Origin of the sequence: Asticcacaulis sp. (assembly GCF_047605585.1) — a bacterium.
In the GTDB taxonomy this organism is placed as follows: domain Bacteria; phylum Pseudomonadota; class Alphaproteobacteria; order Caulobacterales; family Caulobacteraceae; genus Asticcacaulis.
On record NZ_JASGFK010000001.1, the window covers coordinates 587,550 to 612,041 of the forward strand.

The window sequence follows — 24,492 nt, forward strand, 5'->3', positions numbered from 1 at the left end:
GAGAGTGGGCACCGGCACATGAAAAGCCGGGTACCGGTATCAGTCTGAGCGGTCTTGCTGTAAAAATGCGATGTGGTTGCCAGGGTTCGGCCTGGTCACAATTTCAGTGATCGCGGTCAGATGCCGTCACCCTGATCGAGAAAGGCCCTCAGAAGCCTGTTGCTTTCCATTTCACGCGGCGCGGCCTGAGTTATGATCGTGACCAGCCGCGAAACCTGGGCGGCGATTTCCGGCACCGCCGTCACTTCCCATGCGGCGGGCCGTGTCAGGTTGCCGATGGCGAACAGGCTGTTCGAGGCTGTTCCGTTTGCATTGATAACCCTGACATCGTCAGTTTCCAATCCCAACCCCAATTCATCGGGACGGATAAGTCCCTGGCGGCGCAGGTCCGCGAATAATGGCGTGCCGACAGTCGCAAAATCTGTGCGCGGGCCGGTACAGTTGATGACGCGTGCCACACTGATAGTGCCTGTCTCTCGCCGCCCCCTGATCGCATAGACGATACTCAGCCGCTTGTCCTGAATGGCAAATCGATTGAGGCGACCGCTCAATAGCACGACTTGCCCACGCTCGACCAAACTTTGGAAAGCCTGCGCGATGCGCGGCGCCAGCCGATGGCGATGCACATCCCAGAATGACCGCGCATGACGCAGGAACCGACTGCGTTCCTTCCGCGTCCACGCCGCCCAGACCTGGGCGACCTGTGGTCTGGCCGCATCCAGTACCCGCTGCCACGGCACGCCTTGCGCCACTGCGGCGCGCGCTTCCTGCCGCAGCCGCTTCATGATTTCCAGCGGTGACCGGCCGGCACTGGCTTCCAGGAAAGACGGCCAGGCGCCACCCACCTCGTGCGGCAAAGGCAATACGCCCCTTCGCGACAGCACGAAGATGGGGCCGGCATGCCCCTGCTCCGCCAGGGCCAGAGCCATATCGACCATGGTCAGTCCGGTGCCGATCAGCAACACCGGCGCCTGAGGGGCCAGATTCTGCAGCGCCTCAGGACCCCACGGGTCCGGCACAAATCCCGGCGCATCAGCCAGGCAGGCGCCATTTTCATCGCGCACATCTGGCGCCCTGGGCGGCGGATTACCCGTGGCCAGGACCACTTTTTCTGCCTTGAGGTGCCGGCCATCCGCCAGTTTGACTTCATGGCCCGCTGCCGTTTTGCTCAGGCCGCTCACCTCACCGCGCATGCGCTGCACATGGCCCGCCTCGACCGCGGCCGCGACCTGCGCCTGCATGTAGCGGCCGAACAGCACGCGCGGCACGAAGGCCAGCGCCAGTTCCCCCGCCTCGGCAACAGCTTCGGCCGTTTCGGTCGGAAAGGTTTCAAGCCAATCGACAAAGCCGAGCGTCAGCCCGACATCCATACGGCCGGCCGGCACATTCAGCACATGGTTCCGGGCGCTGTCGCCATAGGCCAGCCCACCGCCCGAATGAGCGCGCTGTTCGATCAGTATGGGCCGGATACCTGACATAGCCAGTTTCAAAGCCAGCAGACTACCGGCGAAGCCACCACCGATAATGACTGTGTGGCTTTCCGAATAAGCGACCGTATCCGCCGGCATCAGGCAATCATCCGGCAAGATGTTGGATTGGCAACAGAAATAAGACAGGGCATGGCGCGCCTTCGATTGAACCTCGCGCAACCCTACATCAAGATTTAATTCCTACCAAATATATTTTATTTATAGAACCAACCTACCCCTGGCGAAGCGGATGTCGATGTCCTTCCGGGTGAGCCAGGGTCGAGTCTTCCAGAATACGCGCCATGGCATCACGGGCCGCCAGAAGGATGGTTCGCAACTGGCAATCATCGGGCGTCGGACAATCCTCGCAACGCGCATAGGCGGTGCGGCTGGCGCAGGTGGTCAGCGCTAAAGGGCCATCGATCAGGCGGATCAGGTCGGCGATGGAAATCATGTCAGCCGGCCGGCTCAGGCGGTAGCCGCCGGAGCGGCCTCGCCGCGATTCCAGAAAGCCTTCGCGGCGCAGTTCAAGCAATATGCCCTCAAGGAAATGCAGGGGCGCCTTGATGCGCTCGGCCAGTTCCGTTGCCTGCAAGGTCTGCGCCGGATTGAGCCTGGCCAGTTCCTGCATGGCCCGAATGGCATATTTCGCCCGTTGTGAAAGCATTCCTGCGTTATTTCCTGTAGAGACATAGGTCTGGAAAGACTGGCATGTCAGGTCAATATATTCCCTACGTATACAGAAGGGGATAAGGAAAGAATATCCGAATTTATTCCAGAAAACAGGCCAGAAGACAGGCCAGAAAATAGGCAAGTCCCTTGAAACTTAGCCAATCAGGTCTCGCCACCGTTTGATGCGCCGCAAAAGGCGATGCCGGTTAAATTCTGGCTTTTGCGAATAAAACCGCCCCCCTGCGACTCACTCCCACACACAGAAACAACCCTGGCGTTAGCGGAAATGGATCAGGAAGCCGTCAAGACTCACATGGCAAGGTAGGCGCTTCAGAGGTTCCCATGGCGGAGAGGGTGGGATTCGAACCCACGGTAGGCTTGCACCTACGCCGCATTTCGAGTGCGGTACATTCGACCACTCTGCCACCTCTCCGTAAGGGGGAACTGCGCCAGGAACTTTGTAAAAACAAAACCTTATGGCGGTTTCTGCTGGACCGTTTGCACGACCAGGGTCGATCAGAGGGCGTGTCTCTACTGAAAGCGAACGGAAACCGCAAGCCCTTTTACAATCTTTATGGAATTTTTATAACGCGTTCCGGGGGTGCTATAGCTTTTTAACGGTCAGGTTTGACCTATATGGTCCATTGTACGGCTTCAATCCGATAAGCGTGTCTTTCTGGTGTCAGTTCTCGCCAAAGAGGCTAAAGAAGCACACAAATTTAACTAAAGTTGCATTTGGGTGCTATGCAAAACGGGTTCGTAAAGTTATGAAGCGACGTACTAAGGTTTCAGTCGAGATGATCGGCTGTTCGTTGGATGGCCATGAGAGGGCAATAACATGAAACACATTCTGCTGGCAGGCGCTGCACTCGCCGCCATGGCGGTAGCGGGTTCCGCTTCCGCCGAACAGGCAACCGGCTGGTACGGGGCACTTGACCTCGGCTACAACTGGATGTCTGATTACAAGGCACGTTCGCAAGGCGCCATGCCGGACGGCGGTGCTTATGTCTATGACATTTCCACGGACGACAACTGGACCGGCTTCGCCCGTCTCGGTTATCGCTACAGCCCGAACTGGCGCGTGGAATTCGAAGGCGGCTATCGCCCGGGCGACATCAACTCGGCCGTCGGCTTCCCCCGTGATTACGGCTCGGGCTCGACCATCGATACCGCGCTCTGCACCACCGGCGTGATTCGCGCCGCGGGCGATGCCTGCGGTTCGCCGAAGGGTTCGTTCGAACAAACCACCGTTATGGTCAACCTGTACTATGACTTCCTGCCGGAATCGCAGTTCCATCCGTTCGTCGGCGCCGGCTTCGGTCTCGACAGCGTGAAGGCCAAGCTGCTCGGCCAGCTGTCCACCAGCCCGGGCGGTGTCGTTTCCGACCTGAGCATGGAAGGCAAGGACACGGTTGCGGCCTATCAACTGCTGGCCGGTGTGGCCTGGGCGCTCTCGGATCGCCTGAGCCTCGACGTCACCTATCGTTATCTCGACGCTGGCAAGGCGAAGTTCAACGCCGGTATCGAGCCGAACGGTGGCTGGGAAGATCCCGAAACCTTCACTGGCAAGTTCGGCGATCAAAGCCTGACGGTTGGTCTGCGCTGGGCCTTCGGTTCGCCGCCCCCGCCTCCCCCGCCTCCCCCGCCGCCGCCTCCCCCGCCGCCGCCGGTTGAAGCACCTCCGCCTCCTCCGCCGCCGCCGGTCGCGCCTACCTATGAAGCCCGCCAGTTCATCGTCTACTTCGAGTTCGACAAGTCGGACCTGACGGCTGACGCTCAATCGGTTGTCTCGGCTGCCGCTGACTACGCCAAGGCCGGTAACGCCGCCCGCATCGTTGTTGTTGGTCACACGGATACCTCCGGTTCGGCCGCCTACAACATCAAGCTGTCGGAACGCCGCGCCAAGACCGTTGCTGATGCCCTCGCCGGCCTCGGCGTTGACGGCTCCAAGCTGGCTGTCGACTGGAAGGGTGAATCGGCTCCGGCTGTCGCCACCGGCGACGGCGTGAAGGAACCGCTGAACCGTCGCTCGACCATCGACATCACGTTCTAATAGAACGCGACATCAGTCGAAACATTTGAGCCCGGCCTGAGCAATCAGGCCGGGCTTTTTTGGCTGCCAACTTAGCAAAACAAAGTTCTGTGGCATTAAGGCCGCAACTTGTTACCTTTGTGACAACCGTCACAAAAGCTTCTTCTTTTTCGCAAAAAAAGGCGACATAAAGGCCCTTAAAGACGGGGCAGCAATAAATCCTCGCGATGGTTAGCAGGGGGCGCTTAGCGGCACATGATCCGCTTAAACGCTAAGGGAGCTGCACCCAGGCGATGACACTTGCCTTTGTTCTTTAACCTGGAGAGGGATACTCCAATGAAATTCACGAAATCTGTTATTCTGGCTGGCACCGCGCTGACCAGCCTGCTCGCGGCCAATGTAGCCCTGGCGCAATCGACGGCTACCCAAGAAGTTGAAGTCGTTGTCGTCAAAGGCGCCAAGAAAGGCCTCGGCCCGATCAACCGCGAAACCGGCACCAAGACCAAGACGGCCATTGATCAAAGCTACATTGGCGCTCAAACCGCCGGTCAGACGATCGCCGAAACCCTGAACCTGGCTCCCGGTTACAACTTCACCAACAACGACCCCTACGGTTCGTCCGGCGGTAACGTCCGCCTGCGCGGCCTTGACGGTTCGCGCGTGTCGCTGACCATGGACGGTGTTCAGCTCAATGACGCCGGCAACTACGCCGTCTACACCAACCAGCAGCTCGATCCGGAACTGATCCAGTCGGCCACCATCACCACCGGCGCCACCGACGTCGACTCGATGACAGCCTCTGCTTCCGGCGGTACGATTAGCTACACTACCCGCAAGCCTTCGGACAAGTTCGGCGTCGAGGCGACGCTTTCCATGGGCAGCTTCAATTACACCCGTCAGTTCCTGCTGCTGAATACGGGCGCTTTCGGTCCGTTCGGTACTCAGGCCTGGTTTGCCTTCTCGAACCAAAACTACGACACGTTTACGATCGAAAACCCCGACAACGGCAAGCTGAAGAAGCAACAGTACAACTTCAACATCTATCAGCCGCTGGCCAATGGCAGCTATTTCGGTCTGCGTGGCAACTACAACGAAAACCGCAACCGCTTCATCTTCGGTCAGTCGCTGACCAGCTTCGCAAACAACGGCGAATACTACAACAGCGCCGGCGCCGCCAACATCAACCCATCGAACACCGGCAACATCCGCGGTTATTCAAAGTGGGTGATCAACGACCACTTCTACTTTACGGTTGACCCGACCTATCAGTATGTCATGGCCAATGGCGGCGGCACGGGCGGCATCAACGAAGTCACCGGCAAGATGTCGGTTTCCGGCCGCAGCTACTTCTACTCCGAACTGGCCGGCGTCGATATCAACCACGACGGCGACGCGACCGACACCAGCGTCAGCATCTACAACCCGAACACCACGGTCACCAACCGCTACTCGATCACCTCGACCGGCGTCTATACCTTCAACCGTGGCGACGTTATCCGCTTCGGCGCCTCGTTCGACCGTGGCCGGACCCGCCAGTCCGGCGAAAGCACCCTGCTGAACGCCGACGGCACCGTGATCGATCCGTTCGGCGGCCGTGAAGACGAAAGCCTGCGCATTATCGGTTCGGACGGTTCGACCCACGAGCGCCGCTACCGCTTCTCGCTGGCCAATGTCGACACCTTCTTCGTCGAGTATCGCGGCAGCTTCCTGGAAGACAAGCTGTTCGTCTCGCTGGGCGTCAAGCAGCAGAAGATGGAACGCGACCTGAACCAGTACTGCTACTCGCCGGATGACGGTTCCGGGTCCTACGCGCCATTCTGCACCACAACAACCCCGACAGTCGACAACGGCGACGGCACGGTCAGCTTCGGCTATACCTACTACACGTCCAATGGCGTGGCGCACACCAACTTCATCAAGCCGTACCACACCAATGTCGACTTCTCCAAAACCCTGCCCAGCCTGGGCCTGACCTACAAGATCGCCGACGGCAACCAGATCTACGTCAACTACTCGGAAGCCATGTCGGCCCCGCGTACCGACAACTACTACGGCGTCATCTACCAAGACGGCGCGGTCAAGCCGGCCAACCCGCTGCCGGAAACCAACAAGACGGTTGAACTCGGTTACCGCTTCACTTCGCCAACCTTCACCGCCACGGCGGATGTCTGGGCTCAAAAGTATGAAAACCGCATCGTGTCTTCTTATGACGCTGATTCGGACAGCTACTTCGACCGTAACGTCGGCAGCGTGGACCTGAAGGGCTTCGAAGCTTCGGCCGCCTGGGCTCCGACCTCCAAGCTGGCACTGTTCGGTGGTCTGACCTATACCGATACCGAAATCCTGGATAACTATACCTCCAGCGCCACCGCAGTAGTGAACACCAAGGGCAAGGCCTTGCCGGAAGTGCCGGACTGGATGACCACTGCCGGCCTCACCTACAAGCCCTTCAGCGACTGGACGTTCAACCTGAACGGCAAGTATGTCGGAAAGCGTTACGCCACCGACCTCAACGACCTGGAAGTACCATCCTACACAGTGTGGAACGGTTCGGTCCGCTGGGATCTGCCGTCCCTGCCGCTGGTCAAGACCGGCACCTACTTCCAGCTCAACGTGATCAACATCACCAACGAGTACTACTATGGTTCGATCAGCACGACTACCAATGCAGTCGCGACCTCGACCTTGAGCGCTAGTGCCCCGACCTTCAACGTTGGTGCGCCGCGCACCGTCATGATGTCGCTGCACACCAAGTTCTAATTTTTGCCCAATTATTAGAAAATGAGAAACGGCCCTCCTCGCGGGGGCCGTTTTTTTGCAGGGCCAATAGTCAAGCCGGCAAGGCCTGTGCTAATAGGCCGGTAGCCGGCGCCGCAGCGGAATGGTTACCGCAGAGGCCAAACGGCAGGGATATCAGAATGACACGAATTGTTCCGGCGGAATGGGAAACGCACAAGGCGATGTGGCTGGGCTTTCCCAGCCATGAAAACCTGTGGCAGGAAGATCTGATACCGGCCCAGGCCGAAGTAGCGGCCCTGGTGCGCGCCCTGTGCGAACTGGGCGATGAGCACGTCAAGCTGATGGTCATGGGCGCCGATGCCCGTGCCGCGGCCGAGGAACTGCTGGGTGATCTGGAAAAGCTCCAAATCGTCGATGGCCAGTTCGGCGATATCTGGTTCCGCGATACCGGCCCGATCTATGTCAGCGACGATGCCGATGACGACGATCTGCACCAGGCCCTGCCGGTCAGCTTCCAGAACAATGGCTGGGGCGGCAAGTATCACCTCAATCACGATGATGAGGTCGCGCTGCAGATCAGCACTGCCGATGGATTCCCGCAGGAACTGCAGGACTTCATTCTCGAAGGCGGCGCGCTCGATCATGATGGCCACGGCACAGCCATCACCACGCGGCAATGCCTGCTCAATCCGAACCGCAATCCCGGCTGGACGCAATCGCTCGCCGAACAGGCCCTGTTCCAGTCCCTGGGCATACGCAAGGTCATCTGGCTGGAAGACGGCCTGCTAAACGATCATACCGATGGTCACGTCGATAACCTGGCGCGCTTCGTGGCGCCCGGCGTGGTGGCCTGCCCGGTGGCTTTCGGCCGCGAAGACCCCAATGCCGATGTTTATGACGCCACGGCGAAGCTGCTCTCCGGACAGACCGATTCCCGCGGCCAGCCGTTACAAGTGGTGCGCATTCCGTCCCCCGGCGAAGTGCTCGATGAGGATGGCGAAATCGTTCCCGCTTCCCATATGAACTTCCTGATCGCCAATGACTGCGTGGTGGTGCCGATCTACAAGGACCGCCCCGGCGAACTGGCGGTGGAGGCTCTGCAAAGCCTCTTCCCCGAGCGCCAGGTGCTGGGCTTGTCATCGCGCGCCATCCTGACCGGTGGCGGCAGCTTTCACTGCATCAGTCAACAGGTGCCGCTTATCAAGGCATAGCCTTGATAAGCTTTCTTTTTAGCTCAAGCGCCGCTTGGCTTTACGCGCAAACGTGCGCGGCGGCCGGTTGGCCTTGCCAAAATTCAACAAATGAATTTTGGAGGTTTTAACCTTATACCTCCCCGCTTGTCGGGGAGGGGCACCGCGCCGAAGGCGTGGTGGTGGGGTATCTTCCTTCCCCTTGGAGTGCCGAATGACCCGTACCGTTTCTGTCGCCGCCATCCAGACCTCATACGGTCCCGATCTGGCTGCCAATATCGCCAAAACCGAGGCCTTCGTGCGCGAAGCCGCCGCAAAGGGCGCCCAGGTCATCCTGCCGTCTGAGCTGTTCCAGGGCGAATATTTCTGCGTCAGCCAGGAAGAGCGCTGGTTCGCCACTGCCTTTCCGTGGCGCGAGCATCCGTGCGTGCTGGCCATGCAGAAGCTGGCAGCAGAACTCGATGTCGTTATCCCGACCTCGATCTACGAGAAGGAAGGTCCGCACTACTTCAACTCGCTGGTCATGATCGATGCCGGCGGCGAACTGATGGGCGTCTACCGCAAGAGCCATATCCCCGATGGCCCCGGCTATCAGGAAAAGTACTATTTCCGCCCCGGAGATACCGGCTTCAAGGTGTGGAACACGAAATACGCCAGGGTCGGCGTCGGCATCTGCTGGGACCAGTGGTATCCGGAAGCCGCCCGCGCCATGGCCCTGCTGGGCGCGGAAATCCTGATGTATCCCACAGCTATCGGCTCCGAACCACATGACGCCGAACTGGATACCGCCGCGCCGTGGCAGCGCGTCATGCAGGGCCATGCCGTCGCCAATGTCATGCCGGTGATCGCCTCAAACCGCATCGGCACCGAAAGCCTGATCTCACCGCAGAACGGCGCTGGCCAAACCTTCTATGGTCACAGCTTCATCGCCAATCAGCGCGGTGACAAGGTGGCCGAGTTCGGCGCGAAGGAGGAAGGTGTGCTGGTCGCTTCCTTCGACCTCGATTACCTCAATACGCACCGGGCCGCCTGGGGCTTCTTCCGTGATCGCCGCACCGATCTCTATGCCGCCCTGGCCAACCCGCGCCCGGCGTAGCGTGAAAACGCTAGGCTAAGCCGTGTTCGCATGGCAAACTTATGGAAATCGTCCGAAGTCTGCCCAAATGCGTACCTCACTTCCCGAAACCCGCAGCTATATCAGTCCGAAGCGCGAAGCGGCCGCGGCCGCCAAGCGCCAGGCCGTGATCGCGGCCGCCGACCGGCTGCTCAGCAGTGGCCCCGCCATGATGTCCATGGAGGCCGTCGCCCGGGCGGCCGGCGTGACGCGCCTGACGGTCTACAAACAGTTTGGTTCGCGACGCGGCCTGCTGGAGGCGGTCTTCGATGCCAATGCCGAACGCGGTGGCGCCACCCGGTTGCGCGAACTGGCGCAATTGCCCGATCCGCGTGAGGCGCTGTTTGCCTGTATCGATCTGTTGTGCACCTTCTGGGGCAGTCATCCAGGCTTCACCAAGCTGAACGAGGCCGCCTTCATCGATCCGGAATTCGCCGAGGCCATTCGCGAGCGCAATGCCCGCCGCCATCAGCTCTTTACCCGCCTGCTGGCGCGTATGGCCGGAGACGAACAGGCGCGCCAGGACGCCGCCGACTTGATCTTCAGCCTGGTCAGCGTGCCGACCTTCCGTATCCTGATCGCCGATCGTCAGTCATCCGATGTCGCCACCCTGCTGAAATCCGCCGCCGCCGCCATACTGGACGCGCATAAACTGGGCTGAAGCCTAGCTGCCACCGAACCAGTTATAGCCGAGGTTTTCCCAGTAACCGCCGGGATAGACATTGGTGACGAAGATCTCAACGATGTGTTTGGGGTTCTTGTAGCCGAGCTTGGTGGGCATGCGCAGCTTCATCGGAAAGCCGTACTTCGCCGGCAAACGCTTGCCATCAAAGGTGAAAGCCAGCAGGGTCTGGCTGTGCAGGGCGGTCGGCATGTCGATCGAGGTGAAATAACCATCGGCACATTTGAACCCGACATATCTGCAGGTGATATCCGCCCCCACCCGTTTCAGGAAATCGGAAAACACCACCCCGCCCCAGCGGCCGATGGCACTCCAGCCCTCGACGCAGATATGGCGGGTAATCTGCTCGGTATAGGGCAACGCATAGAGCGCCGGCAGGTCCCAGGGCCGGCGATCGGCGATCTTGCCGGAGAGCGCCAGCCGGAAACTGCCGGGATCGACCATCGGCGCCTTGTCGACGCTGTAAAAACCATTGAAGGGAAAGGGCTGTTTGATATCCGCCTCGGTATAGGTCGGTGCCAGGGTGTCAGGATTGAAGATCAGCCCCTGCGCGCCATCGTTGAAGCGCGAAATGGCCTTCAATATCTCCTTCACCGAACCATAGCGATCGAGCGCGATACCGGTGGCCAGCGACAGCCCGCCGAGCGTCAGGACATTGCCGAGCAGGCGCCGCTTCGCCGGATCGCTCAACAGCCCATTGGCTTCCTTCAGTATGGCCTCCTTGTCGGTCTTGATCTCCGGGTCCATCAGCGCCCCCACAGCATGGCCTTGATGGTCTTCGGCACCATCAGGGCCATGACCACATGTACGGCGATAAAGGCCACGATCCCCGCCATGGCGTAGAAATGGATATAGCGCGCCATCTCGTAACCACCGAGCCGGTCACGCAGCCAGCCGAACTGTACCGATTTCCACAGGACGAGGCCCGAGGCGATCAGCACCAGCAGATCGGCCATGGCGAAGAGGTAGGCCAGCTTCTGGATAGTGTTGTATTGGCGGATATCGGCATGGCTGAGGCGGCCGGTCAGGAAGGCACCGATATCGCGCCACAGGCCGGCCGGGGTCAGGGGCCGGAATTGCCGGAAGCGCCAGGTGGCGAGGAACAGGACGAGATACAGGATCGCGCTGGCGAACAGCACCCAGATGGCGGCGAAGTGCCACTGGATGGCCCCGCCCAGCCAGCCGCCCAGCGTCCATTTCGACGGGAACAGGGCCTCATTGCTGAAGGGCAGATAGAGATGCATGAAGCGCGTGGCATTATAGATGCGCCAGCCACTCAGGATCAGGATCACCACCGCCGCGGCATTGGCCCAGTGGATCAGACGCAGCCATAACGGATGGATACTGGTGCGGTCTTCTGCCAATGCCTGTCTCCCGTTCAGGGCAACCTAGCACATATACGTCTGAGCGCCAAAAGCGGTTACAGAAGCGGTTACAGCACCGCCACCATCTTGCCGACCGCCTTGCCGCTTTCGAGGATTTCGTGCGCCTGGCGGACATTATCCGCGGTCAGGCCGTCGAAGGTCCGGTTCAGGGTGGTGCGCACCCGTCCGGCATCGATCAGGGCCGCCACCTCGGTCAGGATCTGACCCTGGGTTTCCGGGCGATGGTTGAACATCGACTTGGTGAACATGAATTCCCAGGCGATCTTCAGCGCCTTGCGCTTCAGCGGATTGATATCGAAGCCCTTGGGATCGTCGATCAGACCGAAGGTGCCGAAGGGCGCCATGATATCGCTCAACTGATCGAGATAGAGGTGGCTGTGTGTGGTCGAGAACACATACTGGAACGGCCCGAAACCCGCGTCCTTCAGCGGTGCGTTGCGGTCGAGTATGCCATCGGCGCCCAGCGCCTTCAGCCAGCCAGCCGATTCCGGGCGGCCAGAGGTCGAATAGACGCGGCCTTTCGTCAGGGCTTTGGCGAACTGAATGGCCAGCGACCCAACCCCACCGGCGCCGCCGATGACCAGCAGGTCGAAAACCTTATCTTTCGGCAGATCGAACTGCTCGAACAGCATTTCCCAGGCGGTCAGGGCCGTGAGCGGCACGGCGGCGGCCTCCGCAAAACTTAAGGACGCCGGCTTTTTCGCCACCAGGCGATGATCGATGGTCTGGCGCTCGGCGTAGGATCCATCGCGCGTCAGGTCGCCGGCATAGTAGACCGCATCGCCGATCTCGAAGCCGCTCACCGCCGCCCCCTTGCCGATGACCACGCCCGAAGCATCCCAGCCGAGTATAACCGGCCTGCCCTCGGCACCGCTGCGGCTGGTGCGTATCTTGGTATCTACCGGATTGAAGCCGGCAGCCTTAATCTCAACCAGCAGATCACCCTCACGCAAAACCGGCTCCGACGCATTGACTTCCGCAAGGGCAAAGGCGGTAATCGGATGGGCGCTTTCATAGGCCAGGGCTTTCATGCGGGAATTCCTTTTCTCGTGACTGGCTGTGCCGCCGATTGCGTCCTATGTAGGATGCGCCGTCAAGGGATACCATATGGCCGGACCTGATATTCGCCGCTTCAAGATGATCAACTGGTATCCGCCGATGATCGGCGCCGGCATCCGCGTGATCGGCGCGTCGGACGATTTCACCGAGATCACGGTCGAGATGAAGCTGCGCTGGTGGAACCGCAATATTGTCGGCACCCAGTTCGGCGGCTCTCTCTACATGATGTGTGATCCGTTCTTTATGGCCATACTGATGGCCGGCCTGGGCAAGGATTACATCGTCTGGGACAAGGCGGCGGCCATCCAGTTCGTCAAGCCGGGCCGCAAGACGGTGCGCGCGATCTTCCACATACCGCCGGAAGAGATCGCGCGCATAAGACAGGTGGCCGATACCAGCGGCAAGTGCGAGCCGGAATTCGAAGTCGATGTCGTCGATACGGATGGCCTGGTGGTGGCGCACGTCCACAAGACGCTGTATGTCCGCCGCAAGGATTTCAGGCGTTCGGAAACTTCTTAGAATACGCCGTAGATGAAACGGTAGGGCGTCGCCTGGCAGTAGGAGCGATAGCTCTCGTCCTTGGAAAGCACCTGCTCTTCACGCAAGGCGCGCAGAACCTGCATGATGCTGATGGTCACCAGGATCAGGAAGTTGACCATGACAAAATGGTCGAGCAGGAAGGCAATATCCATGGCGAAATAGCCGACATAGATGGGATGGCGCAGGAACTTGTAGGCGCCCTTGATCTTGACGGTCCGGTTGGCCGCCAGAATGCCGAAGGACCGGCCCAAAGAGACTTTAGCGAAGATGGTCCACAGACCGCCGAAAATCGCCAGGCCGAAGGTCAGGAATTTAGGGGCAATCGCCTGGTTTTCCGGCGCCTGGATGAACAGCGGCACCAGGAAACTGGCAGCAATCGCCAGCGCCATGTAGAACGCGTTATGATCCTGAATGAACGGGCGGCGCGCCAGAATGAAGACGATCAGCGACACGGCTTCCGAAATCAGCAGCAGTAGCGTGGTGAGGTTCGTCGGGTCGTGAAGATAGGCCTCGCCTATCCGCACCATGAAGATAGCCATGACAAGGCCCGCCACACACCGGAAGGCCACGTCGAATAGATAGGGCCCCAAATTCTCTGTGGAATTTTTCACTCTGGTCGAACTCCGAACGCATACATGCACAAAAAGGCGGTAGGGCTCAGTTTCTCAGACCAAGGTAAATTTTTAAAAAAGACCTGAAAATAAATCCGTCCGGGTCAGGGCGTATCAGGGCAGCTTCATGCCGCGCATCACCGCCGGGCGACGTCCGACCTCGGCCAGCCAGTTTACGATGAACGGCCGCGCCTGAATCAGCGGTTCGACGTGATCGGGCACGCGGCTGCGGTATTGCTGAATCCACGGATAGATAGCGATATCGGCAATCGAATATTCATCACCGCCGACATGCTGTGACAAGCTGAGACGCTTTTCCAGCACATTGAACAGGCGTTCCACCTCGGCGGCATAGCGATTGACGCCGGTGGGGGTCTGGCCCTTGTCCGAGACCACGAACCAGCCCAACTGCCCCATCATCGGGCCAAGTCCCCCCATCTGCCACATCAGCCACTGAATAACGGTGTGGCGCTCATGCGGCAGGGTGGGCAGGAAGCGGCCATATTTTTCCGCCAGATAGATCAGGATGGCGCCGCTTTCGAACAGGCTCAAAGGTCCACCCTCAGCCGCATCATCGACAATGGCCGGTATCTTGTTGTTCGGCGAGATGGCCAGGAATTCCGGCCTGAACTGCTCATCCTTGCCGATATTGACTGGGTGAATCTGGTACGGAATGCCCAGTTCCTCCAGCATGATGGTGGCCTTGCGGCCGTTAGGCGTGCCCCAGGCATAGAGGTGAATCATGCGACCGGCTCCTGATATCTGTTGCTGCCTAACATAGGCCCGCAATGCCGGTATGCAACACCCTACGATCCGGCGATGCGCTCATATATCCGGAAACTGTCGCACTGGCCGCTGACCTGCCCGGCGAGGGAATAGTGCTGGCGGACTTCAATCAGGGCCTGGTCGTAACGGGCCGCGCTTTCATCGAGCGCCCGCAGGTCCGGATTGGCGACAATGATGAAGCGCGGACGCGCGGCCAGGTTTTCACCCAGCGCATCGGCAGACGGAGTATGAAAAGCCGTCATGAAATGCGTGGAATGGAAATAGCGCGTCGGCGGCTGGGCGCCGGTTTCCAGATAGATGTTGTAGCCGCGGTTCAGAACCAGGACACGGTCCTGCGGCTGCAGCCCGATCGCCTGAAGCTGGCGCGCCACGGCCTGGGTGCCCTGATAGTCCGTCAGGTGCGCCTTCGGATTGAACAGGGTATCGCGCTCGATCGCCACCGGCAGGACAATGGCTGCACAGGCTATGATCGGCCAGACCCATGTCTTGCGCGCGTCGGGGATATCGAGGCCGTGCGCGATGGTGATAGCCGCCAGGACCAGCAGGGGCGGTACAAAGCTTAGCATGTAATAGCTGCACAGGGCGCGGCCCGCCACCACCTCGATCAGCGCAGCCAGCAACCACAGGCCGGCCGCGCTCATCACCGCATCGGGTACCAGCCCCTTGAAGCGTCCACGCCGCAGGACCGCCAGCAAGGCCCCGGCCCACAGCACGATCAGCGATACGGACAGAAACAACCCATTCAGCGCCGCGCCGAACGGCGTCAGATAGAAACTGTATTTCTCGCCATAACCGGCGACCACATCCGAGCTGGTGCGCGCCATGGCAAGCCGGATCACGGAATCGAACATGTCCTGGAAATGACCTGTGACGAGGAAGTAAAGATCGAAGCCCAGAGCTGGCAGGGCCGCGCCCAGGGCAAATATCGTCCCCACAACCGGCCAGCGGCGCGGTGGCATGTAAATCAGCAGCAGACCGCAGATCGCCACCGCCTCGAACAGGGCCGTCTGCTTGATCATGCCGGCTCCACCTACCCAGAGACCCGCCAGGAAAATGGCGGACAGGGCTGGCCTTGCCTCGCGCTGGCAGCGCACCGCGCTCAAGGCCGCTTCAAAGGCCATAATGAAGAAAGGCAGCTGGATCAGCATATTGACGGCGCTGACGCCCGACAGGGTCAGGCTGTAAACCGGATAAAGTCCGGCCGCCCACAGGGCCGACATCTGTGACACATGGCGGTTCATCAGCCGGTAAAGCGTAAAGGCACCCAGGGCCGTGAAGACCGTCTCCAGCCCCTTGATCATCGCCAGGGAGTGACCGAACACGGCCTCGACCAGGGCGAAGATGGCAAAAAGACCCGGCGGCTTGATATCGAAACTGGCGGTATAGGGCACGAAGCCATGCAGCCAGCGCGCGCCGACCACGGCATAGAAGAATTCATCCTCATCCGACTGGCCGGCAAAGGGCAGCCGCACCACGCAGGTCCAGGCCAGCAGGAACACAAACGGCAGGCAGGCTCGAACGCCTGCGGGCAGGCGCCAGGCCGGAAGGTATTTCGACAGGGGCAAGGCGGGCGCAGCGATCATGACCGGCAAAATGGCACAGACGCCTTAAAGCCCGGTTATCAGGCCGGCTTGGTGACCATCAACCAGAAGATAGCCACTACCGCCGGGAAAGCCAGCGAGCCCAGCGTGATCCACCAGACATTCAGGTTCCAGTAGGCCTGTGGCAGGGGCATATCGTTCGCCACCGCCTCGGCGGCCAGGCGTTTCATGCGGATCTGCATCCAAACCACCGGCAGCCAGCAGGCGCCGGCGAACACGTAAAGCAACAACGCCGCCGCCAGCCAGTGGCTTTCGAAAGGTACGCCGGTCAGGTGCATCAGCATCAGGCCGCTCAGGGGCTGGAAGATGACCGCCGGCGTGGTGAAACACCAATCCGCCACCACGACCGTGCGCGTGGCGAAGGCGATAGCGCGAACGTCCTTGCTCAAATTGGCCATCAGCATGAAGAAGGCGGTGCCGACACCGGTGCCGAACAGCACGGTCGATGACAGGATATGCAGCCATTTGACGCAGAGATAGAGCATGGCGGAGACGCCTCTTCATGTTAGCGTGTACCGAAAGGTAGACCATGACCGCCGCAGGCACCACGCCAATCTTTGCCGATATCCTTGCCGATCAGTGGGACATATTGCCGCCGGCGTTGAAGGCCCATTATGCCAACCGGCCGTACTCGCGGGATCGCGTTACGGTGACAGGCCGGCTGACCATTCGCATGGGGCCTTTGCTGCGGCTGGCTTCGCCGTTGCTGAAGGCGCTGAACATGCTGACGCCCTGGCCCGGCGCCGATGTGCCCTGCACCGTCACCTTTCTGAGCGAACCGAATAGCCGCGCCTTCATCTTCGAGCGCCGGTTCGACTTTCCCGGCCACGGCCCTTACGTTTTCCGTTCGAAGATGATCCCGCAAGGGCCGCATGAGGTCATCGAATATATGGCCGGCGGTATCGGCTGGCGCTGCGGGTATGTTTTTGAAAACGGCCAGGTGCGGCTGCAGCACCGCGGCTATGTCTGGCGGTTTTTCGGCGTGCCCCTGCCGATGTCGTGGCCCGGCCAGATCCTGCTTGGGCGGGGGAATGCGTTTGAAGAGGCCACCGGCGATGACCGCTTCCGGATGCGCATGACGCTCGGCGGCGGGGTGTTCGGCCGTCTGACCGCTTACAGCTATGAAGGCGAATTCACGGTAAAGGAGATCGCCTGTGGCCAATGATATCCTGATCCTGGGCGGCTATGGCAATTTCGGCAAACGCATCGCCCGTGCCCTGTCGCGTCACGGCCTGCCCCTGGTTATCGCCGGCCGGCATTTGGCAAAGGCCGAAGCCCTGTGCCGCGAGTTGCCGGGGGCCCGGCCATTGCAACTGGATATTCATCAGGGCCTGGTGGAGGTGCTGGCGAGGGAAAAGCCTTCGGTGGTGGTCCATACCTCAGGCCCGTTCCAGAACAGCGATTATGACGTGGCGCGCGCCTGCATCGCCGCCGGCGTGGCCTATGTCGATCTGGCCGATGGCCGTGACTTTGTCCGTGAATTCAGCCAGCTCGACAACGAGGCGAAGGCGGCGGGCGTCACGGTGATCAGCGGCGCCAGCACAGTGCCCGGCCTGACCTCGGCGGTAATCACGCATCTGCAACCGGCCTTCAGCCGACTGGACCGGCTCGATTTCGGCATTTCGCCGGGCCAGAAGGCCGAGCGTGGACTGGCCACCACGCAAGGGATATTGAGCTATGTCGGCCGGCCTTTACGCCCCTTCGCCGGGCATCCGCGCGCGTTCGGCTGGCAGGATATCCGCCGCCAGACCTATCCGGTCATGGGAAAGCGCTGGCTGGCCAATTGCGATGTGCCCGACCTCGACCTGCTGCCGCCGATCTATGGCCTGCGCGATATCCGTTTCGGCGCCGGGCTGGAACTGGGCCTGCTGCATCTGGGCCTGTGGGGCCTGTCGTGGCTGGTATGGGCGGGGCTTCCCCTTCATCTGCCCGCGCTGGCCCGACCGTTGCTGGCCGCCAGTGACGCCTTCAATCCCTTCGGCAGCGATATCGGCGGGATGCACGTCGTCTTAAGCGGCACGGGGACGGATGGCGCGCCCCTGACCCGATCGTGGTTTATCGTGGCCAAGTCGGGTGACGGACCGCAAATCCCCTGCGTGCCGGCCATCCTGTTGGCGAAGCGACTGCATGAAAAAGACCCCGCGCTCTCGCACGGGGCCTTGCCTTGTGTCGGTCTGGTCAGGCTCGAAGATTACCTGGAAGAACTCAGGCGCTTCGATATCGAGACCTTTACATCTTAACCACCGAGGAAATCAGCCTTACCAAGCGGCGCGCCGGAATGGCGCAGGATGGCGTAGGCGGTGGTGACGTGGAAGAACAGGTTCGGCAGAACGAAGCCGGTTAGGTAATCCAGCCCCTTGAATTCAAGCGTACGCTGCGGGAACTTCATCACGATATCGCGCGTTTCAGCGCCTTCGAAGCCCTTGGCATCGACCGACTTGACGAAGTCGATCGTCTTTTGCAGGCGCGCGTGCAGATCGGCGAAGGTCGCTTCCTCATCGGCCCAGGACGGATTTTCAACGCCGCCGAGGCGGGCCGCGGCGCCCTTGGCCGTATCGCTGGTAATCTGGATCTGCTTGACGAAAGGCAGCATATCGAGCGCCAGGCGCGCATTCAGGACGGTGGCGTCCTTGATGTTCTTTTCCGCCGCCCAGGCCTCGGCCTTGGCGAGGATGGCCTTCAGGTTGGTGAGTGCGTTGAGCATCACCGGCACGCTGGCCTTGTACATATCGATCTTTGCTGCCTCAGACATTATATTCCTCTTGGTTTGTCAGGTAGGAGCCCCGCATATGGGGTCAGTTGGCCGGCTTGGAAGGCCTGTTCTGCGCAATATATTCGAGTTCGCCCTGAGCCGTCTGGTCACCGGGGGCCAGCTTTAGTGACTCCTTGTACGCCGCCTCGGCCTCATCCCAGCGACCGAGTTCGACCAGCACATAGCCGCGCTTGCGCAGGGCGCCGGCCATCAGCTCATCGGGCAAATCGTCATTGCGCGCCAGATAGGCATCGAGTTGCGCCAGGGCTTCCGGACTGCGCTTCAGGGCCGCCAGGGTCAGGGTGTCCTCCAGGATCACAGCATGATCGTCGGGATCGTTGCGCAAACCTTTGGCATAAGCCTCATGCGCCGCATCATAGTCCTTGTTCTCGAAATCGATCCAGCCGGCCTCGAAGGCCAACAGGGCATAGGGCAGGGCCTCGCGCTGTTCGACCTTCGTCGCGCCCAGGTCCTTTTCATGGCCGGAGAGCAGTGCCGACAGGGTCAGCATGTCGCTCATCTGGTCGCTGTAAACGATGATCGTATCGCCGCAGCGTTCCGGCAAAGAGGGACTATCCGGCGCATGGGCCAATGCCGCCTTCAGGTTCGGCAGGCGTTCGTTGAGCCGCGCGATATCGTGGGTCTGCATGATATCCAGCGTCGTCATGGCCAGGTCGTGATCGGCCTTTTCTTGCGCCGCGTCGTGCGTTCGGCAATCGACGATCTGCACATTGGCTGGTACTTTCGCCACAACCGGCAGGGCGGAGAGGAAGGCCGCAGCCGCCGCCGCGAAAGCTATGACGCGTGATGAAATCATGATTATTTTCCCTCGTGTGGCGCGCCGAACTGACCACACTTTTTATTCCGGTGCAATCACGGCTTCTTGTCATCCCAAACGGTCATTCTGCCGTATAAGGGTCAAAAATTTCACTTGATTGCGAACTAACCCTTGAAAACATAAACAGTAACAACTATTGTTACGTTTCGATTTTATTTCTTTCACCAAAGAGACGTTCCATGACCAAACTTGCTCTGAAATCCGTTTTCTCCGCCTCGGCTTTCGCCTTCGCCCTGCTGTCCGTTTCTGCACCGGCCTTTGCCGCCGACAAATACACGCTGGATGATGGCCACACCTCGGTCACCTTCCAGTGGACCCACTTCGGCTTCTCGCATCCCTCCGGCAAGTTCATGAATGCCGTAGGTTCGGTAACGCTCGATGACGCTACCCCGGCCAACAGCTCGGTTGAGGTTTCCTTCGCCATCGACGGCATCAATACCGGCGTCGCCAAGCTCGACGAGCACCTGAAGAGCGACCAGTTCTTCGACGCCGCCAAGTTCCCGACCGCCACCTTCAAGAGCACCAAGGTCGCCCAGACCAGCGCCACCACCGCTGACGTGACCGGCGACCTGACCATCCACGGCGTCACCAAGCCGGTGACCCTGAAGGTCACGCTCAACAAGAAGGACGTTCACCCGATGATGAAGAAGGTCGACGCCGGCTTCACCGCCACCGGCACGATCAACCGTTCGGACTTCGGCATCGGCGCCTATGTGCCGATGGTGAGCGACCAGATCGATCTCTACATCGAAGCGGAAGCCATCGCTCAATAAGACTTGAAAAGGGGTTCGAATGTTCAGGATCGCCGCCCTCGGCCTGGTTTTCGGCTTCATGGCCCTGCCGGCCATGGCGGCGGAGACCCTGAGCTTCGAACCCACCCATACCTCGGTCATCTTCCAGTATGAGCACTTCGGCCTGTCGCATCCCTCCGGCAAGATCATGGGCGCCAGCGGCACGCTTGTGCTCGACCGTGATGATCCGGCGAAAAGCACGGTCGATATCACGCTCGACCTGAAGACCCTAACGACCGCCCTGCCCGATTTCGACGCCCTGCTGAAGGGCGAGAAATACTTCGATGTCGCGCAGTACCCGACCGCGACCTTCAAGAGCACGAAGGTGGAACCGACCGGCGAGAATACGGCCAATGTCACCGGCGACCTGACCATCCATGGCGTCACTCAGAGCGAAGTCCTGGCCGTCACCTTCAACAAAAAAGCCTTCAATCCGGCGGTTTTCAAAACCGGCTATGGTTTTTCCGCCACCGCGCATCTGAGCCGCAAGGCCTTCGGGCTCGGCAATTACGAGCCGATCGTCGGCGACGATATCGACCTCATTATAGACGCTGAAGTATATTAGTTATGACCACGAACAGAACCCCGACCGTCTATATCCCCCATGGCGGCGGCCCGTGCTTTTTCATGGACTGGAACCCCGCCGGCATGTGGGACGAGATGGGCGCTTACCTGAAGCGCCTGCCCGCCGATGTCGGGGAAAAACCCAAGGCCCTGCTGATCGTTTCGGCGCACTGGGAAACGCCGGAATTCACCGTCATGACCAAGCCGGCGCCGGGCATGTTCTTCGATTATTACGGCTTCCCGCCGCATACCTACGAGCTGAACTATCCGGCCCGCGGCTCCGAAGCCGTGGCCGCGCGGGTGCAGGCCCTGGCCGCCGAGGCCGGCCTCACCGTGGTGGCCGATGAGGAACGCGATTTCGACCACGGGGTCTTTATTCCCATGCTGATGGCCTGGCCGGAAGCGGAGATACCCACCCTGCAACTGTCATTGAAAAAAGGCCTGAGCCCGCAGGAACATATCGCACTGGGCAAGGCCCTGGCGCCCTTGCGTGACGAAGGCGTGCTGATCATCGGCTCCGGGATGAGCTTCCATTCGATCCCGCGCCTGATGGGGCGGGGTTCGGGCAGCGGCCCGGCCTCCCATGCCTTCGATGACTGGCTGACCCGCACGGCGACCGGTGACATCAATGGCCTGACGCAATGGGCCGGTGCACCCGGCGCCCATGAATGCCATCCGCGCGAGGAACATCTGATCCCGCTGATGGTGGTGGCCGGTGCCGGCGATGGCGACAGCGGCCGACGCACCTATCATGAAGACAGTCTCGGTAATACAGGCATCGCCATCAGCGCGTTTCAGTTCGGCTGATCCAAATAAAAAGCCCCTCCGCCAATCAAAGCGAAGGGGCTTTTCAAATAGATGCTGTCTTTGGCTTACAGCCCGTCGAACAGCGCCGTCGAGAGGTAGCGCTCGGCGAAGGACGGGATGATCGCCACGATCGTCTTGCCGGCATATTCGTCCTTCGCGGCCAGACGGAAAGCGACTTCGAGCGCGGCGCCCGAGGAGATGCCGACCGGCAGGCCTTCGACCTGAGCCGATTTGCGCGCCATGGCGAAGGCGGCATCATTTGAGACGGTTTCCACACCATCGATGATGCCGCGATCGAGGATACCCGGCACGAAGCCGGCGCCGATGCCCTGGATCTTGTGCGGACCGGGCTCACCGCCCGACAGGATGGGCGAGGCTTCCGGCTCGATGGCGATCATCTTCACCGAGGCCTTCTTCTTTTTCAGGGTGTGGCCGATGCCGCTGATCGAACCGCCGGTGCCGACGCCCGAAACCACCACGTCGACCGCGCCATCGGTATCGTTCCAGATTTCCTCGGCGGTCGACACTTCGTGAACGAAGGGATTGGCTTCATTTTCGAACTGCTGCGGGATGACCGCGTTCGGCGTTTCGGCCAGCAGTTCCTGGGCGCGGTTGACAGCGCCGCGCATACCCTTTTCCGCTGGGGTCAGTTCCAGCTTGGCACCGAGCAGCAGCAGCATCTTGCGGCGTTCGATCGACATCGATTCCGGCATGCACAGGATGATCTTGTAACCCTTGGCGGCGGCCACGAAGGCCAGCGCGATACCGGTATTGCCGGAAGTCGGCTCGATGATGGTGCCGCCCGGCTTCAGCTTGCCGGCCGCTTCCAGCGCCTCGATCATCGAGATGCCGATACGGTCCTTGACCGAGGCCATCGGGTTGAAGAATTCGAGCTTGGCCAGGACAGTGGCCTTGGCGCCGTATTCCGCCGACAGGCGCGGCAGACGGACGAGCGGCGTATCGCCCATGGTATCGAGAATCGAATCAAAGATCTTGCCGCGGCCCTTACGGGCGAGTTTGGATTGAGCGTCGGCCATGAGGGGCTCCAGTCTATTGTCTTTGTGGCGGGTTGTGATGTACGAAAACCGTTAGATTGTATGGATTTGCGGGTTGCGGTCCCTGCGCCCGTGCGCTTCGTAAACCGCTCGTTAAGCTTTATGAAAACATCTTAGCGCTTCCCGCCTTCAAGTTTAAGGCAAATCACCTCACACTTCGGTTCAGCCAACCTAAACTGACCAGCAGGACTTCAAGATGAGCATGGACGATCTGTCAACACCGAACCTGACTCGCGCCGAAAACACACCGGCTGCGCATGTGGATAGCGGCTCCTCTTCTGCCGAAACACCTGCCGTTGAAGCGCCCGCCGCCGAAACCCTCGACATGAGCCCGCACGACCTGGCGACGCAACTGGTCGGCAAACTGTGCCACGACTTCATCTCGCCCGCCGGCGCCATCATGTCCGGCCTCGATCTGCTGGAAGATCCGTCCGCCCAGGATATGAAGCAGGAGGCGCTGAACCTGATCGCCGCCTCGGCCAAGAAGATGGTGACCCTGGTCCATTTCGCTCGCGTCGCCTTCGGTGCCGCCAGCAGCTCGGAAGCCTTCAGCGGCGCCCAGCTTGAGAAAATCCTTGGTGACGTCTTCTCAACCATGCGCGCCGAACTGGTTTTTGCCATTCCGGGCGATACGCTTTTCCAGAAGCCGGCCGCCCGCGCCCTGCTCAATCTCGGCCTGCTGGCCGGCAATTCCCTGCCCACCGGCGGCAAGGCAACGCTGACAGTTGAAAGCACGGATGACGGCCTGACCCTTACCGCCGATGCGGCCGGTCCGCGCGCCCGCCTCAAGGCCGAAGCCGTCGAAGGCCTCAAGGGCCTGCCGCTGGGCGATGGCCTGAATGGCCAGTGGATTCAGCCGCACTGGCTGTGGTCGACGGTACAGGAAGCCCGCGGCACGCTCGATTTCACGGTCGAGCCCGATCATCTGGTGCTGACGGTCAAGCTGCCGGCGTAAGCAGTCTGGCGGGCTAGTTGCTGCCCACTAAAACCACGCCGACCAGTATGGCGACATAGTGCAGCACGGCGCCGGTCAGGACATGGCCGTGCCAGATGGCGCGGCGGAACTTCAGGTTTTTCATGGCATAGAAGATGGTCCCGACGCTGTAGGCTACGCCGCCCAGCGCCAGCAGGATCATGGCCGGCAGCGGCACTTCATGCACCAGCGGCTTGATGGCGATCACCACCAGCCAGCCGAGGATCAGGTAAAGCGCGATCCAGAAACCTTTTCCCAGCCCCGGCAGCAGCAGCTTGGCCAGTATGCCGAAACCGGCCAGAGACCAGACACCCACGCTCATCCACAGGGCCCAGCCGCCTTTCAGCGCCTGGGTGGTGAAGGGGGTATAGCTAGCGGCGATCATCAGGAAGATGCCGGCATGATCGAGCCGGCGTAAAAAAGGCTGCCAGCGCGGAACGGCGAAATTATAGGCCGTGGAAAAGGCCAGCATGGCGATCATGCCGATGGCATAGATGGTGATGGCCGCCACCTTGCCGAGCAGGCCATGATTGACCGCTAACCCCAAGGCCACACCGCCGCCGAACAGGGCGAAGGTCAGGGCCACGATATGCACGATCAGGTCGGCATGCCGTGCCCATTTCGTGGGATAGTGCGCCAGCTTTTCTGTCAATTGCTCTATGGTCATGGGTCTATTTTAAATCCGCCGGGGCGCACTTCCCAATCACGATTTTGCGTTTGCGAAGAACACCATTATTTACGCTTACGTAAACGGCAAAATATGGCGAAAGTAAAGGTCACTATCCATCAAGACAGATTACGGGTTCTTACGCTACGAAGGACAGGCGCTTGT

Annotated in this window: 25 protein-coding genes and 1 tRNA gene; 12 read left to right on the forward strand and 14 right to left on the reverse strand. The window is 60.4% G+C overall.

The window, feature by feature from the left end; all coding sequences use genetic code 11:
- Positions 1-116 precede the first annotated feature (116 nt).
- The 3 genes from QM647_RS02745 to QM647_RS02755 all read right to left on the reverse strand — a co-directional run bounded on the left by QM647_RS02745 (position 117) and on the right by QM647_RS02755 (position 2,574).
- Entirely contained in the window at positions 117-1,568 is a 1,452-nt protein-coding gene (locus QM647_RS02745; RefSeq protein ID WP_414993938.1) for an FAD/NAD(P)-binding protein, read from the reverse strand.
- Positions 1,569-1,701: 133 nt separating this feature from the next.
- Complete coding sequence (locus tag QM647_RS02750; protein WP_414993939.1) at positions 1,702-2,136, reverse strand: RrF2 family transcriptional regulator; 435 nt, start codon at positions 2,134-2,136, stop codon at positions 1,702-1,704.
- Positions 2,137-2,484: 348 nt separating this feature from the next.
- A tRNA-Ser gene (locus QM647_RS02755) sits at positions 2,485-2,574 on the reverse strand.
- A gap of 405 nt (positions 2,575-2,979) precedes the next feature.
- Here QM647_RS02755 and QM647_RS02760 point away from each other — a divergent pair.
- From QM647_RS02760 to QM647_RS02780, 5 genes are all read left to right on the forward strand, one after another.
- Positions 2,980-4,194, forward strand: a complete 1,215-nt coding sequence (locus QM647_RS02760) for an OmpA family protein (protein ID WP_414993940.1) — start codon at positions 2,980-2,982, stop codon at positions 4,192-4,194.
- A 315-nt stretch (positions 4,195-4,509) separates the two neighbouring features.
- Positions 4,510-6,933 (forward strand): TonB-dependent receptor, encoded by a 2,424-nt coding sequence (locus tag QM647_RS02765; RefSeq protein WP_414993941.1) that lies wholly within the window; start codon positions 4,510-4,512, stop codon positions 6,931-6,933.
- A gap of 158 nt (positions 6,934-7,091) precedes the next feature.
- Complete coding sequence (locus QM647_RS02770) at positions 7,092-8,123, forward strand: agmatine deiminase family protein (RefSeq protein WP_414993942.1); 1,032 nt, start codon at positions 7,092-7,094, stop codon at positions 8,121-8,123.
- Between the two features lie 193 nt (positions 8,124-8,316).
- Positions 8,317-9,198, forward strand: coding sequence for an N-carbamoylputrescine amidase (aguB, locus tag QM647_RS02775; RefSeq protein WP_414993943.1), 882 nt, complete (start codon positions 8,317-8,319; stop codon positions 9,196-9,198).
- Between the two features lie 67 nt (positions 9,199-9,265).
- On the forward strand, positions 9,266-9,877 hold the full coding sequence (locus QM647_RS02780) for a TetR/AcrR family transcriptional regulator (RefSeq protein ID WP_414993944.1): 612 nt from the start codon (positions 9,266-9,268) through the stop codon (positions 9,875-9,877).
- Positions 9,878-9,880: 3 nt separating this feature from the next.
- On the opposite strand, the gene QM647_RS02785 is transcribed toward QM647_RS02780, so the two are convergent.
- From QM647_RS02785 to QM647_RS02795, 3 genes are all read right to left on the reverse strand, one after another.
- Positions 9,881-10,645, reverse strand: a complete 765-nt coding sequence (locus QM647_RS02785; protein WP_414993945.1) for a molybdopterin-dependent oxidoreductase — start codon at positions 10,643-10,645, stop codon at positions 9,881-9,883.
- Positions 10,645-11,262, reverse strand: a complete 618-nt coding sequence (locus QM647_RS02790) for a cytochrome b/b6 domain-containing protein (protein ID WP_414993946.1) — start codon at positions 11,260-11,262, stop codon at positions 10,645-10,647. The genes QM647_RS02785 and QM647_RS02790 overlap by 1 nt, the downstream gene beginning before the upstream one ends.
- A 68-nt stretch (positions 11,263-11,330) precedes the next feature.
- Positions 11,331-12,314: a zinc-binding alcohol dehydrogenase family protein gene (locus QM647_RS02795; RefSeq protein ID WP_414993947.1), complete on the reverse strand. Its 984-nt coding sequence runs from the start codon at positions 12,312-12,314 to the stop codon at positions 11,331-11,333.
- A 76-nt stretch (positions 12,315-12,390) separates the two neighbouring features.
- On the opposite strand from QM647_RS02795, the gene QM647_RS02800 reads away from it, so the two are divergent.
- A complete protein-coding gene (locus tag QM647_RS02800; RefSeq protein WP_414993948.1) occupies positions 12,391-12,861 on the forward strand; it encodes a DUF4442 domain-containing protein in 471 nt (156 codons plus the stop codon).
- On the opposite strand, the gene QM647_RS02805 is transcribed toward QM647_RS02800, so the two are convergent.
- The 4 genes from QM647_RS02805 to QM647_RS02820 form a co-directional block, all read right to left on the reverse strand.
- Positions 12,858-13,421 (reverse strand): methyltransferase family protein, encoded by a 564-nt coding sequence (locus QM647_RS02805; RefSeq protein ID WP_414993949.1) that lies wholly within the window; start codon positions 13,419-13,421, stop codon positions 12,858-12,860. The two genes, QM647_RS02800 and QM647_RS02805, sit on opposite strands and share 4 nt — an antisense overlap.
- A 186-nt stretch (positions 13,422-13,607) precedes the next feature.
- On the reverse strand, positions 13,608-14,237 hold the full coding sequence (locus QM647_RS02810; protein WP_414993950.1) for a glutathione S-transferase N-terminal domain-containing protein: 630 nt from the start codon (positions 14,235-14,237) through the stop codon (positions 13,608-13,610).
- A gap of 62 nt (positions 14,238-14,299) precedes the next feature.
- A complete protein-coding gene (locus tag QM647_RS02815; protein ID WP_414993951.1) occupies positions 14,300-15,862 on the reverse strand; it encodes an ArnT family glycosyltransferase in 1,563 nt (520 codons plus the stop codon).
- A gap of 38 nt (positions 15,863-15,900) precedes the next feature.
- Positions 15,901-16,365: a DUF2269 family protein gene (locus QM647_RS02820; RefSeq protein WP_414993952.1), complete on the reverse strand. Its 465-nt coding sequence runs from the start codon at positions 16,363-16,365 to the stop codon at positions 15,901-15,903.
- Positions 16,366-16,409: 44 nt separating this feature from the next.
- Here QM647_RS02820 and QM647_RS02825 point away from each other — a divergent pair, with 44 nt between their 5' ends.
- Both QM647_RS02825 and QM647_RS02830 read left to right on the forward strand, forming a co-directional pair.
- Positions 16,410-17,045, forward strand: coding sequence for a DUF4166 domain-containing protein (locus tag QM647_RS02825; RefSeq protein WP_414993953.1), 636 nt, complete (start codon positions 16,410-16,412; stop codon positions 17,043-17,045).
- Positions 17,035-18,120 (forward strand): saccharopine dehydrogenase NADP-binding domain-containing protein, encoded by a 1,086-nt coding sequence (locus QM647_RS02830; RefSeq protein WP_414993954.1) that lies wholly within the window; start codon positions 17,035-17,037, stop codon positions 18,118-18,120. The genes QM647_RS02825 and QM647_RS02830 overlap by 11 nt, the downstream gene beginning before the upstream one ends.
- Here QM647_RS02830 and QM647_RS02835 read toward each other — a convergent pair.
- Positions 18,117-18,632 carry a DUF1993 domain-containing protein gene (locus QM647_RS02835; protein WP_414993955.1) on the reverse strand — a complete coding sequence of 172 codons (516 nt, stop codon included), beginning with the start codon at positions 18,630-18,632 and terminating at the stop codon, positions 18,117-18,119. The genes QM647_RS02830 and QM647_RS02835 overlap by 4 nt on opposite strands.
- A gap of 43 nt (positions 18,633-18,675) precedes the next feature.
- The gene (locus QM647_RS02840; RefSeq protein WP_414993956.1) at positions 18,676-19,449 is read right to left on the reverse strand and encodes a tetratricopeptide repeat protein; all 774 of its coding nucleotides are present in this window, start codon (positions 19,447-19,449) and stop codon (positions 18,676-18,678) included.
- Between the two features lie 200 nt (positions 19,450-19,649).
- Between QM647_RS02840 and QM647_RS02845 the strand changes: the two genes are divergently transcribed.
- The 3 genes from QM647_RS02845 to QM647_RS02855 are packed head-to-tail and all read left to right on the forward strand — an operon-like array spanning position 19,650 to position 21,632.
- Positions 19,650-20,243: a YceI family protein gene (locus QM647_RS02845; RefSeq protein WP_414993957.1), complete on the forward strand. Its 594-nt coding sequence runs from the start codon at positions 19,650-19,652 to the stop codon at positions 20,241-20,243.
- A 19-nt stretch (positions 20,244-20,262) separates the two neighbouring features.
- Positions 20,263-20,826: a YceI family protein gene (locus QM647_RS02850; protein ID WP_414993958.1), complete on the forward strand. Its 564-nt coding sequence runs from the start codon at positions 20,263-20,265 to the stop codon at positions 20,824-20,826.
- A 2-nt stretch (positions 20,827-20,828) separates the two neighbouring features.
- Positions 20,829-21,632, forward strand: a complete 804-nt coding sequence (locus QM647_RS02855) for a DODA-type extradiol aromatic ring-opening family dioxygenase (protein ID WP_414993959.1) — start codon at positions 20,829-20,831, stop codon at positions 21,630-21,632.
- A gap of 65 nt (positions 21,633-21,697) precedes the next feature.
- Here the strand turns inward: QM647_RS02855 and cysK are convergent, their stop codons facing one another.
- Positions 21,698-22,669, reverse strand: a complete 972-nt coding sequence (cysK, locus tag QM647_RS02860; RefSeq protein ID WP_414993960.1) for a cysteine synthase A — start codon at positions 22,667-22,669, stop codon at positions 21,698-21,700.
- A 214-nt stretch (positions 22,670-22,883) separates the two neighbouring features.
- On the opposite strand from cysK, the gene chpT reads away from it, so the two are divergent.
- The gene (chpT, locus tag QM647_RS02865; protein ID WP_414993961.1) at positions 22,884-23,642 is read left to right on the forward strand and encodes a histidine phosphotransferase ChpT; all 759 of its coding nucleotides are present in this window, start codon (positions 22,884-22,886) and stop codon (positions 23,640-23,642) included.
- Between the two features lie 13 nt (positions 23,643-23,655).
- Here chpT and trhA read toward each other — a convergent pair whose 3' ends face one another.
- Complete coding sequence (gene trhA, locus QM647_RS02870; RefSeq protein WP_414993962.1) at positions 23,656-24,327, reverse strand: PAQR family membrane homeostasis protein TrhA; 672 nt, start codon at positions 24,325-24,327, stop codon at positions 23,656-23,658.
- Between the last annotated feature and the right edge of the window lie 165 nt (positions 24,328-24,492).